This window comes from Desulfovibrio desulfuricans, from assembly GCF_004801255.1.
Lineage (GTDB): Bacteria > Desulfobacterota > Desulfovibrionia > Desulfovibrionales > Desulfovibrionaceae > Desulfovibrio > Desulfovibrio desulfuricans_C.
Genome location: NZ_CP036295.1, coordinates 2,127,254 through 2,142,242, shown reverse-complemented (window position 1 = coordinate 2,142,242; position 14,989 = coordinate 2,127,254). Strand labels below are relative to the sequence as shown.

At 61.7% G+C, this 14,989-nt stretch carries 13 protein-coding genes; 10 read left to right on the top strand and 3 right to left on the bottom strand.

Annotated elements, in window-relative coordinates; translation table 11 throughout:
* Nucleotides 1–130 precede the first annotated feature (130 nt).
* Nucleotides 131–1,813, top strand: coding sequence for an energy-dependent translational throttle protein EttA (ettA, locus tag DDIC_RS08950; protein WP_136400120.1), 1,683 nt, complete (start codon nt 131–133; stop codon nt 1,811–1,813).
* 65 nt (nt 1,814–1,878) lie between these two features.
* Complete coding sequence (locus tag DDIC_RS08945; RefSeq protein ID WP_136400119.1) at nt 1,879–3,492, top strand: DUF4139 domain-containing protein; 1,614 nt, start codon at nt 1,879–1,881, stop codon at nt 3,490–3,492.
* A 77-nt stretch (nt 3,493–3,569) separates the two neighbouring features.
* Here DDIC_RS08945 and DDIC_RS08940 read toward each other — a convergent pair whose 3' ends face one another.
* The 3 genes from DDIC_RS08940 to DDIC_RS08930 form a co-directional block, all read right to left on the bottom strand.
* Nucleotides 3,570–4,226: a LysE family translocator gene (locus DDIC_RS08940; RefSeq protein ID WP_211088868.1), complete on the bottom strand. Its 657-nt coding sequence runs from the start codon at nt 4,224–4,226 to the stop codon at nt 3,570–3,572.
* A gap of 34 nt (nt 4,227–4,260) precedes the next feature.
* Nucleotides 4,261–5,142 (bottom strand): AraC family transcriptional regulator, encoded by an 882-nt coding sequence (locus DDIC_RS08935; protein ID WP_136400118.1) that lies wholly within the window; start codon nt 5,140–5,142, stop codon nt 4,261–4,263.
* 68 nt (nt 5,143–5,210) lie between these two features.
* Complete coding sequence (locus DDIC_RS08930; RefSeq protein ID WP_136400117.1) at nt 5,211–6,512, bottom strand: molybdopterin molybdotransferase MoeA; 1,302 nt, start codon at nt 6,510–6,512, stop codon at nt 5,211–5,213.
* A gap of 531 nt (nt 6,513–7,043) precedes the next feature.
* On the opposite strand from DDIC_RS08930, the gene DDIC_RS08925 reads away from it, so the two are divergent.
* The 8 genes from DDIC_RS08925 (at nt 7,044) to DDIC_RS08895 (ending at nt 14,921) form a co-directional block, all read left to right on the top strand.
* Entirely contained in the window at nt 7,044–7,925 is an 882-nt protein-coding gene (locus tag DDIC_RS08925; RefSeq protein ID WP_136400116.1) for a formate dehydrogenase accessory sulfurtransferase FdhD, read from the top strand.
* A 31-nt stretch (nt 7,926–7,956) separates the two neighbouring features.
* Nucleotides 7,957–8,724, top strand: coding sequence for a 4Fe-4S dicluster domain-containing protein (locus DDIC_RS08920; RefSeq protein WP_211088867.1), 768 nt, complete (start codon nt 7,957–7,959; stop codon nt 8,722–8,724).
* Between the two features lie 81 nt (nt 8,725–8,805).
* Nucleotides 8,806–10,914, top strand: a complete 2,109-nt coding sequence (locus DDIC_RS08915; RefSeq protein WP_136400115.1) for an aldehyde ferredoxin oxidoreductase — start codon at nt 8,806–8,808, stop codon at nt 10,912–10,914.
* 13 nt (nt 10,915–10,927) lie between these two features.
* On the top strand, nt 10,928–11,917 hold the full coding sequence (locus DDIC_RS08910; protein ID WP_136400114.1) for a hypothetical protein: 990 nt from the start codon (nt 10,928–10,930) through the stop codon (nt 11,915–11,917).
* Nucleotides 11,918–12,013: 96 nt separating this feature from the next.
* Nucleotides 12,014–13,024 (top strand): sulfate respiration complex iron-sulfur protein HmcB, encoded by a 1,011-nt coding sequence (gene hmcB, locus DDIC_RS08905; protein ID WP_136400113.1) that lies wholly within the window; start codon nt 12,014–12,016, stop codon nt 13,022–13,024.
* Nucleotides 13,018–14,196 (top strand): NrfD/PsrC family molybdoenzyme membrane anchor subunit, encoded by a 1,179-nt coding sequence (nrfD, locus tag DDIC_RS08900; protein WP_136400112.1) that lies wholly within the window; start codon nt 13,018–13,020, stop codon nt 14,194–14,196. Before hmcB ends, nrfD begins: the two co-directional genes overlap by 7 nt.
* A gap of 13 nt (nt 14,197–14,209) precedes the next feature.
* The gene (locus DDIC_RS14060) at nt 14,210–14,335 is read left to right on the top strand and encodes a hypothetical protein (RefSeq protein ID WP_022658500.1); all 126 of its coding nucleotides are present in this window, start codon (nt 14,210–14,212) and stop codon (nt 14,333–14,335) included.
* A gap of 13 nt (nt 14,336–14,348) precedes the next feature.
* Complete coding sequence (locus tag DDIC_RS08895; RefSeq protein WP_136400111.1) at nt 14,349–14,921, top strand: hypothetical protein; 573 nt, start codon at nt 14,349–14,351, stop codon at nt 14,919–14,921.
* Nucleotides 14,922–14,989: the final 68 nt, after the last annotated feature.

The following is a 14,989-nucleotide window of genomic DNA, read 5'->3' as shown; positions in this document are numbered from 1 at the left end:
CGGCGCAAGCCTGGGGTCGGCCTGACTGCAGGTTTGTCATCAATCCAGCGCGCCCATTTGGCGCGCGCTTCTCCCTGGCATGGCGTCTCGCCGCCTGGGGTGGAAGCGTCACCAAATTTTGAGGAGCATCATGAGCAACGAACCGGACAAGATTATTTATTCCATGATCCGCGTCACCAAGCGCCATGGCCAAAAGGAAGTGCTGAAAGACATTTCGCTTTCGTACTTTTACGGGGCCAAAATCGGCGTGCTTGGTCTGAACGGCGCGGGTAAATCCAGCCTGCTGAAGATACTGGCGGGCGTGGATCAGGCCTTTGACGGCAAGACCGTGCTGGCCCCCGGCTATACCATCGGCTACCTTGAGCAGGAGCCACTGAAGGACGAAACCCGCACCGTGCGCGAGGTGGTTGAAGACGGCGTGAGCAACCTCACGGCCATTGCCCGCGAGTTTGAAGAAATCAACGCCAAGTTTGCCGAACCCATGGAAGCGGACGAGATGGACGCTCTCATCACCCGGCAGGCCGGGGTGCAGGAACTCATGGACGCCAAAAACGTCTGGGATCTGGATTCGCGCCTCGAAATGGCCATGGACGCCCTGCGCTGCCCCCCCGGCGACATGCCCGTTGCCCAGATTTCGGGCGGCGAGCGCCGCCGCGTGGCCTTGTGCCGTCTGCTGCTTGAATCGCCCGACATTCTGCTGCTCGACGAACCCACCAACCACCTCGACGCCGAGTCGGTGGCCTGGCTCGAGCGCTTTCTTTCCACGTTTCCCGGTACGGTTATCGCCGTCACCCATGACCGTTACTTCCTCGACAACGTGGCGGGCTGGATTCTGGAGCTGGACCGTGGCCGGGGCATTCCGTGGAAGGGCAACTATTCCTCGTGGCTTGAGCAAAAGCAGAAACGCCTTGCCAACGAAGAAAGAACCGAGGCCGACCGCCAGAAAACCCTGCAGCGCGAGCTGGAATGGGTGCGTATGTCGCCCAAGGGCCGTCACGCCAAGGGCAAGGCGCGCCTCAACGCCTATGAGGCCATGCTCTCGCACGAAAGTGAAAAGCGCGCGCTTGATCTGGAAATTTACATTCCGCCGGGACAGCGCCTGGGCAAGGTTGTCTTTGAGATTGAGGGCGTCAGCAAGGGCATGGGCGACAGGGAGTTGATGGAAAACGTCAACGCCATCATCCCCCCCGGCGCCATTGTGGGTATTATCGGCCCCAACGGCGCGGGTAAAACCACCCTGTTCAAGATGCTTGTGGGGCAGGAAAAGCCCGACACCGGCACGCTCAAGGTGGGCGAAACCGTGCAGTTTGCCTATGTGGATCAGGGCCGCGAATCGCTCACGCCCGGCAAGACCGTGTACGAAATCATCAGCGACGGCGCGGAAACCATCAAGCTGGGCGGGCGCGAAGTCAACGCCCGCGCCTACTGCACGCGCTTCAATTTCCACGGCGCGGACCAGCAAAAGAAAGTGGACGTGCTCTCTGGCGGCGAGCGCAACCGCGTGCACCTGGCCTGCATGCTCAAGTCCGGCGCCAACGTGCTGCTGCTTGACGAACCCACCAACGATATCGACGTCAACACCATGCGCGCCCTTGAAGACGCGCTGGACAACTTTGCCGGTTGCGTGCTGGTCATCAGCCACGACCGCTGGTTTCTCGACCGCGTGGCCACGCACATCATGGCCTTTGAAGGCGATTCGAGCGTGGTGTTTTACGAAGGCAACTATACGGACTACGAAGAAGACCGTAAAAAGCGGCTCGGCAAGGATGCCGACACGCCGCACCGCATCAAGTACCGCAAACTGACTCGTTAGCCGCCCGCCGCGCCGCATCCTGCGGCGCGGCGGCTTCATCTGCGGCGGATAACGCTGGAGGGCCGATGTCGCACGTACGTATTGCATCCCCGCTGTTTTCCCTGCTCTGTTTTCCTGCCCGTGGTCAGCGACGCAAAGGGCGGCCCGCGCTTGCTCCGGCCCTGCTGCTTGCGCTGTGCAGCTTGATCAGCCTGGTTTGCGGCGAGGCCCTGGCCGCAGGCCTGCCCAACGCGCCAACGCCTCCCCGCACCGCTCGGATCACGCCGTCTGGGGGCCTGCTTGAGGTCGAGCAGCAGGCCCCGGTGCTCACGGCCAATGGCCTGAGTCAGGTGCGCGTGGTGCTGCCCGCCGGAGCGGAAAATTTTCAGATTTCCGTACCGGGCCATACCATTGTGCGCTGGACCAGCGTACCGCAACCCCTTGATCAAAGCGGTGATCTGGCCAAAGTACGCGAGGAGCGCCAGCACGCCGTCATGACCCTTACGGGCAAGCTCGAGGCCGTAAAGGCCCAGCTGGCCCTCTGGGAGGCCCCGGCCACGGAGGGCGGGTTTCAGGACATGACGCAGCGCGAGAAGCGTCTGGCCGAGGTTGTGCCCGCCCTCAGCTACGAAAAGGCCGATCTGGAGCGCCGTTTGGCCCTGCTGAAGCAGGAATTGCAGCAACTGCCGCCCAGCCCGGAAATGGGGCAGAGCGTGCTGGTCACCCTGCAAAAAAGCGTCTCCGCCGCAACCCTGCCCGTGCGCTACAGCTACACGCTGCGCAACTGCGGCTGGCGAGCCGTGTATTGTTTTGACGCCCAGCCCGACAAGGGCAAGGGCGATGCCGTTAACGTGCGCTTTATGGCCGAGGTATGGCAGTTTTCGGGAATGGACTGGGCTGATGCGCAGCTGATCCTTGTTTCACGCGGGCAGGGGCCGCGCGAGCCCGCCCCCTTGCCGCGCTGGGTGATCGATTCGCAGCCGCAGCCCATGGCCCAGCCGCTGGTCAAGGCGGCCCCTCGCATGATGATGACCGCCGATGCCGCAATGCCCGAAGCCGCCCCCGCCGCCGCACCTGTGGCGGCCGACGTCACCGGCGTGTACGCCAGCTGGAAGCTGGGCGAAAAAGGTCTGCCCGAAGGCCGCGCGCGACTGCTGGTGCTGGAGTCGGAGTGGAAGGCTCCCCTGCAATGGCTGGCGCGGCCCTCTACGGGGGAAAGCCGGGTGTGGCTGATGGCCCGGCCCACACTGCCCGAAAGCCAGATTTGGCCAGACGGTCAGGCGGAGTTCAGCGTAGATGGGCAGAGCGTGGGCGCAGGGAAGTTCCACGCCAGCGGCAACGAGACCACGCTGTATTTTGGCGCAGACCCGCGCGTGCAGGTGGCCGCATCGGCCGATGTACGCCAGCGGGGCGAAAAGGGCTTTATCGGCAAAAGCCGCACCTGGACATGGGGCTGGACATACACCGTGCGCAACACGCGCGACAAGGCCGTGACCGTGCGGCTTGAGCGGCCCATGCCCATGCTGGTCGATCAGGGCGTTGCCGTGAGCTATCGCGACAAGCCGCAGGCCCAGCAGGACGCGCAGGAGCATCTGCTGTTCTGGAATGTGGATGTGGCGGCTGGCGGCAAGGCCGAGGTCAAGCACGAGCTGACCATCACCTCGCCGGTGGAGATCCAGCTTGATCCCTATGCGCCCTAGGGTGCTTTGATATTGAGACAGATGATTCAGAGGCCCGTGTTGCTGCAACGCGGGCCTCCTGCAGTATTGCGGTTTTTTCAGGCAAACAGGGGCCGCAGCACCAGCCAGAGGGCAATGCCGGCAAGCGTGAGACCAGCCAGTCCTTCTATGAACGGAATGCGCTTTTCCAGTGCCCGCTGCGCTCCGGGCAGGGATATGGCGGCGGCCAGACCGGCATCCCAGGCAAAGACCAGCAGGGTCATCCATAACCCGGCAAAGGTCTGTTGCGGCAGTGTGGCGGTGGGCCCCAGAATGACCGTCATGAGCGTGAGGTAAAAAACGGCGTTTTTGGGGTTGAGCAGGGCAGAACCCAGCCCGGTGAGCAATTGCCTGCCTGGGGGGAGCGGGCTTGCCTCGTCCGTTGCAAGACCGGCTGCCCCGATGGCCGTCTGGCGGCTTGCCCGCAGCAGCAAAAAGCCCAGCCATGCAAGATAGCCAGAGCCTGCCAGCTCTATGATGCGGTACAGGGAGGGAACCTGCCGCATGATCGACCAGCCGGAAACCGCAAGGCAGATGTACAGGGCGTTGCCCAGGGCGATGCCCAGACAGATGTACAGCGCGCCGCGCAGACGGTGGCGCACGGCGTGACCGAGAATAAGAAAAAAATCCGGTCCGGGGCTGAGCAGCGCGAGAAAGTGCGCCAGGGCCAGCGCGGGAAAGGCAGCGGGAATCAGTGTGGATGCAAAAGCAATCATGGGTGATCTCCTTGCGTGGCAGATCACCTTTTTTTTATTTGCGCGTATTGTACGAATGTGACCGTCCCCGTTGATAGCAGCCCGGCGTGACGGAATAGAATTTTACAAACATGCGGTGAAAGTGGCTTTGATCGGCGTAGCCTGCGGCCAGGGCGGCCTCGGCAATGCTTTTGCCCTGGCGCAACAGGGTGCGCGCCTTTTCAAGCCGCAGGCAATGCAGCCAAGCCTTGGGCGGCAGGCCCGCAGCGCGCCTGAACGCCCGCGAGAAGCTCTCGCGCCGCAGGCCTGCGCGCCGGGCAAGCGAGGTAACAGGCGCATGATCTGCGTTGGGCGTATTGGCCGCAGCCGCGAGCAGCCGCCCCGCAGCGCCAGGGGCGCTGAGCAGCGCTGTCGTGGTGGGCTTGCTGTCGTGCGCGTCAGGGGATTCCACAGCGGCAAGGCAGCCGTGGCTGGCCTGAAGCTGCGTAAACCACGCGGCAAGGGACTGATCCGCTGTTTCTGTATTGCTGCAAAGAGCTTCAATGGCGGCAAGCCCCAGATGAAAAAGCGCCGGGTCGCGCACCACGTTTTTTACTACCTCGCACGCATCGACGAGGCCCAGGGGCCGGCAGATATTTTGCGCAAACCACGCGGCGTCAAGGTAGGCCATATGATAACTGCGGGGCAGGCCGTGCAGGGGGTTGCAACTGTGCGGCAGGCCTGGGGCAATAAGCACAATATCTCCCTTGAGGGCCGTGTGCGGCTGCCCCAGGAGCGTAAAGCACGTGCCGCCCTCAAGGATAAACCCGAACGAAAATGCCGAATGAAAGTGCTCGGCATAGGGCTGGGTGCTTTCAAGGGTTGTGCGCACTTCAAGGTAGGGAAACCTGCCCGGTGCGGTAAAGGTCTGCCGTATGGCCGGAAGGCGGGAGGGCATGCTTGTTACCGTTGTTGTATGGGTTGGGTCAGTGTAGCCGCGCCCAGGCCCCCTGACAAGCCGGGCCGTCAGGCAAAAAGCCGTACCCGTATGGCCGCGCCGCGCCGCAGGCCGCTTTTGGCTGTGCCGGCGGCAGCATCCGGGCAACCGGGCATGGTTATCCAACCGTGCATGTCGCGCAGCACGGCGGTTTTGCCCGTGCCTGCGGGCACGGGCCAGGCTGTCAGACGGCCGTGGCCGCGCCGCAGCATGACGGGGTAGTGGGCGGGGGCTGTCCCCTCCACCGGCAGGGCCAGCCCAAGGCGCGCCAGTACAGAGGGCGCAGGGTTTATAAACCCTGGCGCGGCCTGCTGACCGCCAAGCTTTTGCAACAGGGGAGCCAGAAAAACCTGTGCGGCCAGCGCAAGGCTCAGGGGATGCCCCGGCAAGCCCCAAACGCTGGTCTGACCCACGCGGGCAATGGTAAGCGGGCGGCCGCTGCTCACGCGCTGGTCGTGCCCGTAGAGGCGGCAACCCGGCAGCGCGGCAATGGCCTGTGCGCTGAAATCACGTTTGCCGCCGGATGATCCGCCAACCACCACCACTACATCGCAGGGGGTTGGGCCATCTGGCAGGGCCGCGCGCAGGTGCTTATGCAGAACATCAATATTGTCGGGCACTGTGCCGAGGTGCTGGCAGCGCGCGCCAAGTGTGGTTGCCAGCGCTTGCAGCAGCAGGGCATTGGTATTGCACTGACCAGCGGCAACCGCTGTTGCAGGGGTTGGGGGGCAAAATTCGTCGCCTGTGGCAAGTACGCCCAGTACTGGCCGTCTGTGTACCGGCAGGTGCCGAAAAAACTGGGCGAGCAGGGCAAGATGGTGAGCGCCTAGCTTTGTTCCGGCCTGGGCCAGCAACTCGCCCTGAGGCAGGTCAGCCCCCCGAGTCAGCATATGCTGGCCCGCCGCGCCGGGGCGGTAAACAGCAATGGCGGTTGCCGATATGCTCCAAGCCGGGGGCGGGCCTGCAGGTGCAGCGTCCTCCTGCATGACCACCTCGTCAGCGCCCTCAGGCACGTCGCTGCCTGTATATACGCGCCATGCTTCGCCCGCGTGCAGGGCTTTGCTGCACATTGCGCCCATGCGGCATTCTCCCGCCAGACGCAGCAGCACGGGATTCTCCGGTCTGGCCCCGGCCACATCCGCAGAGCGCACCGCGTAGCCGTCGCGGGTGGAGCGGTTGCAGGCAGGACAGGGAAAGGGCGCGTAAACATTTTGCCCAAGCACTCTCCCAAGAGCCTCGCTTGCAGGAATACTCTCCTGCGGCAAAGCGTCGGTCCCGCTGATAAAGGCGGCAATGTCCGCGGTTTCCCGCAGGCAAAAATACAGCGACATGCGCAAAACTTCCTTGCCGGAGCGCCCCGGCGCAACAGGTTTTGACTTATGTAACTATAGTAAGTTACAATGATTTTGTAAATATTGCATAATTACAAGTTGTTGTGAAAAATACGGGCATAGTGAAAATGCTCTCATGGGGTTGACGGCAACAAACTATTTCCCTAAACTTTTATCACGCAATTAGCAAAAAGCATGACTGCTATTTGCAATGATCCACGTGTAATCAATAGGTTGCGCGTATAGAATTCGTCTTCCATGCGGCAGCCCCCCCCTCCGCTTACGGGCGCATCTGGTTTAGGTTTTTATCTCCGCCAGCCCCAGGAAACAGATATTCTGCAGAGTTGAGACACACGCACCCTGACTTGTGCAGTGGCCGTGTGAAAAAAAGAACAAGCTTTAACTGCAACCTCCACCTCTTCTGGCGGGGCGAGTGCTGGTCATCACGCCGTTTCGGGGCAGTTTTGCCCCGTAGGCAGGTTTGCCTTGCTCGCATAGGTCAAGGCTTGGATGTAAGACAAGGAAGGGTTTATGGCTCAGCTCAAAAACATGACTGCAGGGGTGTTATTGCCGCTGGCTTCGCCGCCGGCCTCTGTGCGTAGTTATGATATTTTGACGTACAGCAAAGGCAAGGTTGAACCGGCGGTATTTTTGTCGTGCCGCGAGCAGACGCTGACGATGCACGTCAACGGGGTCCCTTTTGTGCGGGTGGCCTGTTCGGGCCAGCATTTGCAGTACCTCGTGCCGGGGTTTCTCTATTCGTGCGGGGTTATCAACAGCCTGCGCGATCTGGCCGGGGTGGACGTAACGCCCCTGCCTGCCGAGGGCGCAACGCCTGACGGGGCGGAAGAAGTGCGGGTGGATGTGCTTTTGCAGGACCCCTGCTGCAGCAAGGCGGCTGCGCATGCGGGGCAGGCCGCCCCAAAACTCACCATCACTTCAGCCATGGGCTGGAACCTCCCCATGTCGGCCAAACGGCTGGCCACCATACCCCGCGCCCAGTCTCCTTCCTGGGATCCGCAGGTTATTCTGCGCGGCGCGCAAGAGCTGGAAGAACGCTCCGAAGTGTTTCACCAGACCGGCGGCTGCCACAATGCGGCCCTGCTCAACCGGCAGGGCATGGTTTTTTACTGCCTTGATATTGGCCGCCACAACGCCATTGACACCCTGGTGGGCTACATGCTTGTGGAAGGCCTTGACCCCGCTGAACACATGATTGTCAGCAGCGGGCGTATCGCCTCCGAAATAGCGCAAAAAGCCATTCGGGCGGGCGTACCTGTTTTTGCCTCCCTTTCTCGCGCCATGTCGCGCGCCGTGGATCTGGCGCGTGCTACCGGGTTGACTCTGCTGGGCAATGTTAAGTCCGGCAGCATGCACATATATCATGAAAACGGGCAGCTGATGCTGCCGTGATGCCGTTGCCGATAAGGACAAGGAGCGCTGTATGGCTGATATGTTGAGCAAACTTAGACGTGCCGATGAAGAGTTGCTGCTCGAAAATCTTTCGCGCCGCGGATTCATCAAGGTAACCTCGTGCGCGGCACTTGGATTGGCCACGCTGCAGGCCTCGGAGGCCCTGGCCACCATGAAGGCCTCGCCGCTGGTAATTATGGAAAAATCGGCAGGCATGATTGTGGGCGATCCCACACTGTGCGTGTGCTGTCAGCGGTGCGAGCTTGCCTGCACTGAATTTAACAATGGCAAGGCCGACCCCAAGCTCGCGCGCATCAAAATAAGCCGCAACGCCATGCTTGGGCCTGACGGCGGGCTGGAAAACGCCACCAAGGGCATCTACGGCTCAAGCTCGCTGGTTATTCAGGATACCTGCAAGCAGTGCCCGCACCCGGTGCCCTGCGCCACGGCCTGCCCGCAAAACGCCATTGTTGCCCAAAAGGGAACCGGCACGCGCATGGTGCTTAAAGACCGCTGCGTGGGCTGCCGCCTGTGCCAGAAGGCCTGCCCCTGGGGCGTGATGACCTTTGACGAGGAGCAGGGCAAGGCCGACAAGTGCTTTTTGTGCAACGGCGCGCCCAAGTGCGTGGAAGCCTGCCCGGCAGCCGCCCTGCGCTACGTGCCCTGGAGCGACCGTACCCGCGAGGCCACCACGCGCGGATCGTTTTCGCTGATGGTTCCCGATGACCGCCGCGCCGCGTGCAACGCCTGCCATGTGGAATCGCCCGGCGGACCGCGCAACCTCAAGTACGAGCAGTAGCGCATCCGGTGCGCTGCGGGCGGCAAGGCGCAGCGCGGGCATTTACAGGAAGTATGCTCCTTTTGCGAGCTGGAGGAATTTATGGCCAGAAAATTCGGCGGCTATCAGGGCAAGGGCCTTAGGGTCAACCTGAGCACGGGCCGCATCACTGTTGAGGACACCTACCAGTATCTTGACCTTATTGGCGGTACGGGGCTGGGCTACAAGGTTTTTTGGGACGAGGTTCCGCCCAAGACCAGGGCCTATGACGAGGCCAACAAGATCGTTTTTGCCGTGGGGCCGCTGGCCGGCACGGGCGCGTTGTGCAGCGGGCGTACCGCAGTCACCACCATCATGCCCGTTTCGTGGCCGCAGCACCTGATCGGCTCGGGCCACATGGGCGGCAACTTTGCCGAACATCTTAAATACGCGGGCTACGACTTTCTTATTATCGAAGGCAAGGCCGAGCGCCCCGTATGGCTGCACGTGCGCGACGGGCAGGCCTGGCTCAAGGACGCGAGCCATGTCTGGGGGCAGGGCACGCGCCGCACCACACGCGTGATCAGTGAGGAAGTGGGGGCTGACAATACCGTTGCCGCCATCGGGCCCGCTGGTGAAAATCTGGTTCCGTATTCCGTGGTGGTCAACAGCCGCGCCCATACAGCAGGTTGCGGCATCGGCGCTGTAATGGGCTCCAAAATGCTCAAGGCCATTGCCCTTCAGGGCAGTCAGCCCGTACACATCGCGGGCGACAAGGCCGACTGGGAAAAGCTCATCAACTACCACCGCACCATCATCGGCGCCAACAACCAGCATGTGGTTCCCAACTTTCCCAGCCCGCTTTTTGAGTACTGGGACGCCGGTTCCCGCTGGGTGGGCGCGCCGGGCAAGCGCTGGGGCGCATCCGAGGCTCCGGTTACGCTTACGGGCGATGTGCGCTCGCTCAACCGTATCTCGTACCGCACCAACAATGCCGCCTACTTTCTGGGCGACAACGTGTGGCAGTACACCGTGCGCAACAACGGCTGTTTTTCATGCCCCATCCGCTGCTACACCGTGATGAAGGATGAAGACACGGCCAGCAAGTTTGGCGTCAGCCCCATTCAGTTCAATACCTGCGTGGGCATGTTTGGCGGGCGTGAGTGGTTTCCCAAGCTTTCGCGCAAAAAGAGCGATCTGGCGCGTCAGGCCGGTTTTGTGGGCATTGAGCTCATGGACGATCTGGGAGTGTGGGAAAACTACGGCCAGCTGTTCCGCGACTTCAGCACCATGTACGAAGACGGCATATGGAAGCAGAAGTTGGGCGCGGACGAATACAAGTCCATCCCTTGGGATATGGTGGACGCCTGCAACCCCGAATTCATCAAAACCGCCGTGCATCGCATTGCCTACAAAGAAGGCGAATTTGGCCAGCTTTTGGGCATGGGCACAGGTTACATGCTCGAAAAAATGGGCATTTCCGAAGAAAAGTGGAAGGACGACCACCGCACTGTTTACTGGAAGATGGGCCACCCCAAGCACCACGCCAACGAGGACGACGGTCAGGTCGGGTGCGTCATCAACACCCAGTACAACCGCGACCCCATGTGCCACTCCAACTGCAACTTTGTGCGCAGCGGTCTGCCCATTGAAGTGCAAAAGCGCCTTGCCGAGCACTTCTGGGGTTCAGCCGACGCGGTGGACGCCATCGGCGACTACAAGCCCACCAACAAGTACAAGATGATCCGCGCCAAGTGGTCCATCGAGCGCAAGGAACTGCACGACATGCTTTCGTTCTGCAACTGGATGGGGCCGTGGATCTCCACCCCCAACAAGCAGGATGGCTACATGGGTGATAACAGCCTTGAAAGCAAGTATTACCGCATTCTTACCGGCCATAATCTGGACGTCAAGGAACTGGACCGCTGCGCCGAGCGGGCCTTTAACCTGCACCGCGCGTACACCGCGCGCCAGATGCAGACCACGGACATGCGTAAAAAGCACGACCAGTACCCCAACTGGCTGTTTGAAGACAAAAAAAACAAGGCTCCCTTCACCAAGGGCACCATCCGCATGGACAGGGCCGACATCGAAAAGAGCCTCGACCTGTTCTACGAAGTGCAGGGCTGGGACGTCAAAACCGGCCTGCCCGGCGCGAACCATTACCGTTCGCTGGGCCTCAACGATGTGGCCGACACCATGACCAAGGAAAAGCTGGTTCCCGGCGCGTAACCTTGGAGAGCCTATGAACGATCAAAATCAGGCGCAGGCCGCCGCTCCCCTTGGTGGGGGCGGCCCTGCCCCCCAGGTGGAACAGCCCGGCACCGCCAATGCGGAGCAGGCGGCGCAGCCCGAGGACCAGCAACTGGTAAACCAGCGCAAGGCCGACAAGGTGCTGCTGGTGGAAACGCTGGCCGATTTCAGCAGCGACGAGCGCCTTGTGACCGTCGACGAACTGCTGGCGGCATTTATGGAACGTGCGGCGGCAGCGCCGCCCGTTACCGTCGCTCAGGTGCGCGAAGAGCTGAACGGTCTGCCCGACCCCCGCTTTGCCGGGCCGGATTCGCAAACCGTAGCCGCAGACATGGCCCGCATCAAGGCCATGGAAAAAGTCCAGCCCGGTTCGGCCCCCGACCCGGAAGTGCCGGGTCTGCGCAAAACCCGCCGTCTGCTGAGCCGCAGACAATTGCTGGGCTCGCTGCTGCATCCTGCAGAGGCTCTGGCCGCTACGGCGGAAACCACCGCGCAGGCGGCGGAACCAGCACCCGTGGCGGAATCCGCCCCGGTCGCTGCCGCCCCCCGCGTGGTGGAGGGCGCATACGCTGCGGCCCTGCTGGCTGAGCTGACGGCGGAGGATGACGACGTGGCGGTTTTTACCGCTTGGGACGGCAAGGAATATTATCATTACAAGCCGCAGATGAGCAGCCTGTACGCCCGTATACTTTCTACGGGCAACAACAGGATGGTGCAGATAGCCAGTGTGGTGCGCGAGAGCTCGCGCGACTATCCCCGGCCTGTGGCCCTTGAAATATTTGAATATCCGCCATTTCTGTTAGAGGCCGAGGCCTTGCAGCAGTGCCTGAACCAGATGGCGGCAGACCCGGAATATGCGGATATCAGGTTTACGGAAAGCTCCGTGGGCACAGTGTACCTGTATTCCACCCGGTATCTTGATGAGGATTACGCAGCCTTTTTGGCTGAAAACCAGGATGTGGGCGCTATTGCCAGCCCATAGGCCGCAGGGTGCGTGTTTTGGCGCCGCCTTGGCGGCTTGCCCCACGGCAGAAACGGGGCATGAAATGACGCAATGCGCAAGCAGGGGAGGATCGCCATGCGGCGCAGACAGTTTTTGAAGATATTGGGCCTTGGAGGCGTGGCGGGAGCCGCGCTTCCCGGCACTGTCGGGGCGGCCCGCTTTGCCTATGACGGCAGCCCCGATGCCGTTGGCGTGCTGCACGATTCGGTGCGCTGCATCGGCTGCCGCAAGTGCGAGGAGGGCTGCCAGAAGGTAAACGCCGACGTGCTGCCCCCTCTGGATAAGCCCGCCGATGATACGTCGGTGTTTCAACAGACCCGCAGGCCCACGTTTACGGCCTATACCGTGGTCAACAAATATGAGCCGCAAGGCCACGCGCCCGTTTTCCGCAAGTTGCAGTGCAACCACTGTCAGGAACCTGCGTGCGCGTCCGCCTGTTTTGTCAAAGCCTTTGTCAAAACAGAGCAGGGCCCGGTTGTCTATAACCCCAAGCTGTGCGTTGGCTGCCGTTACTGCATGATGGCATGTCCTTTTTACGTACCGGCTTACGACTACAACAACGCCTGGAACCCGCTGGTGTACAAGTGCACCATGTGCGCGCCGCGCCTCAAGCAGGGGCTGCTGCCCGGCTGCGTTGAGGCATGCCCCAAGGAGGCGTTGGTCTTTGGCAGGCGCAGCGACCTTGTCAATCTGGCCCGCCGCCGCATCATGGACAACCCCGGCATGTACGAGGACCACATTTACGGCGAGCACGAGATGGGCGGCACCAACTGGCTGTACCTTTCGCCCGTGCCGCACGCGGAGCTTGGGCAGCCTGACGTTCCCGCCGTCTCAGCGCCGGAGCTCACACGCGGCATGCTTGGCTCCCTTGCTGTGATCGCTGGCGTGTGGCCGGTTATTTTGGGCGGTGCATACTCCATGAGCAAACACTACAAAAAAATGGTCGAGCAGGCCCGCCATGAGGGCGCGCAACAGGCAGGGGAGCAGGGCGCTCCCGATGCCGGGGCGCAGACCCCGGCTCAGGCCTGCTGCCGCAAGCCCACTGACGCAAACCCTGAAAAGGGTCAGGGAGGCGGACAATGCTGAAGCCCTCGCAATTGCTTAAAAATACGCTGGGCCTGCTCAACACGCCGGGCAACATCATCACCGCCGTCATCCTGTTTTGCGGAGCGGTGGCCACGGTGATGCGTTTTGGCTGGGGCATCGGCGCGGTCACCAACCTCGACGACTATTACCCCTGGGGCCTGTGGATCGGCTTTGATCTTTTGTGCGGCGTAGCCCTTGCGGCTGGCGGTTTTACGCTGGCTGCCGGGTATTACATCTTCGGTTTTACCAACCTGCGCTCCATGTGGCGGCCCGCGCTGACCACGGCATTTTTTGGCTACGCCTTTGTCATTGCCGACCTGCTCTACGACGTAGGCCAGCCCTGGCGCTTGCCGTACCCCGTGTTCGTCTCGCAGGGCACCACCTCGCTGCTGTTTACCGTGGGCGTGTGCGAGTTCTTTTACCTGTGCGTCATGGCCGTGCTGTGGTTTGTGATCCCCTGCGAATGGCTGGGGCTTAAAAAGCTGCGGGCCATGCTGCTCAAGCTTGTCATGCCGCTGGTGGCACTGGGCATCATTCTTTCCACCATTCACCAGTCCTCGTTGGGCGGCCTGTACGTGATGGTTCCGTCAAAGATGCACCCCCTGTGGTATTCTTCGTGGTTGCCGGTGTACTTCTTTGCGTCAAGCCTCTACGCGGGACTCAGCATGGTGATATTTGAGGGCACGCTGGCCCACGCCGGTATGCACGGCTATATGGACCAGAACCACATAAAGAGTTTTGACGGCGTAAGCCTGAGCCTTGCGCGCGGGGCCTCCCTGCTGCTGATGGGCTATTTTGTCATCAAGATCGGCGGTCTTACCCTCGACAACGGCTGGCGGTATGTTTTCAGCGGCTACGGCCTGTTGTGGCTGCTCGAAATGGCGCTGGTCATCGTGCCTGCCTTCATGTTTGCCGTGGGCGTGCGCGAGCGGCGTTACGGCCTTATCCGGCTGGCGGCTGGGCTCTCGGTGTTTGGGGTCATGCTCAACCGTATGGACGTGAGCCTTGTGGCCTACAACTACAATCTGCCCACGCACCTCAAGTACTTTCCCTCGCTGGGTGAAATAACGCTCTCGTTGTTCATGCTGGTGGGGCTTGTGACCGTGTACCGCTTTATCTGCGCCAAAATGCCCGTGCTGCGCGATCACCCCGACTACAAACCCGAAGCCTGACAGGGAGGATGCCATGCAGACGGTATTTTACTCGCTTTACGCCTCCCTTATGTCCGGCACGGGCTGGATGTTTATTTTCATCTGCTTTGCCCTGTTCGGCCTGCTGGGCTTTTACCTCTTCCTGAACGGCAAGGATTAGCCTGGAGCTAGCAATGACAACGCTGATCTCGTTTCTTTCTGGCTGGGGCCTGCTCATATCGCTGCTGGGCTGTCTGGCGGGGTGCGTACTGCGCCTGCGCCAGTGCCGGGCCAGCGGCTGCCAGCCGTGCGATTGCGCGGCGCGCTGGCGTGCCCGCCTCGTGCCGCTTGACCTGCTGCACGGCCAGTGGCCTGTGCGCGTGCTGGTCAACGACGCCGTGTTCTGGCTTGTGTTTATCGCCGCAGTGGTCGTGGTGTTCAACCCCGGCCACGCGGTGCTCATCGGGCGGGGCCTTGGCCTCGACTGGCCGGGCATGGCCTTTCGCTGGGCCGACGGCCTTGCCGTGGTGCTGACCCTTGGGGCGCTAGCCCTGCCGTTGCGCCATCTGCTGCTGGCCGACCTGCGCTCTGCCGCCACCCGTGCCGACTGGGCCCTTATGGTCCTGCTGGTGCTGCTGCCCTTTTCGGGCCTGCTGGCCCGCTCCGGCCTGCCGGGGTACGGGTTCTGGCTGCTGCTGCACCTGGTTGCCGGGCATGTTTTTTTGTGGTGCGCACCTCGTTGCCGGTTTGCACGGTTGTTGCGCTGATGGTTTTTCAGATCAAAGTCCCCAAGGGGGAATTAATGCAAACCACATTCAGTACTGCCTCGATTTAT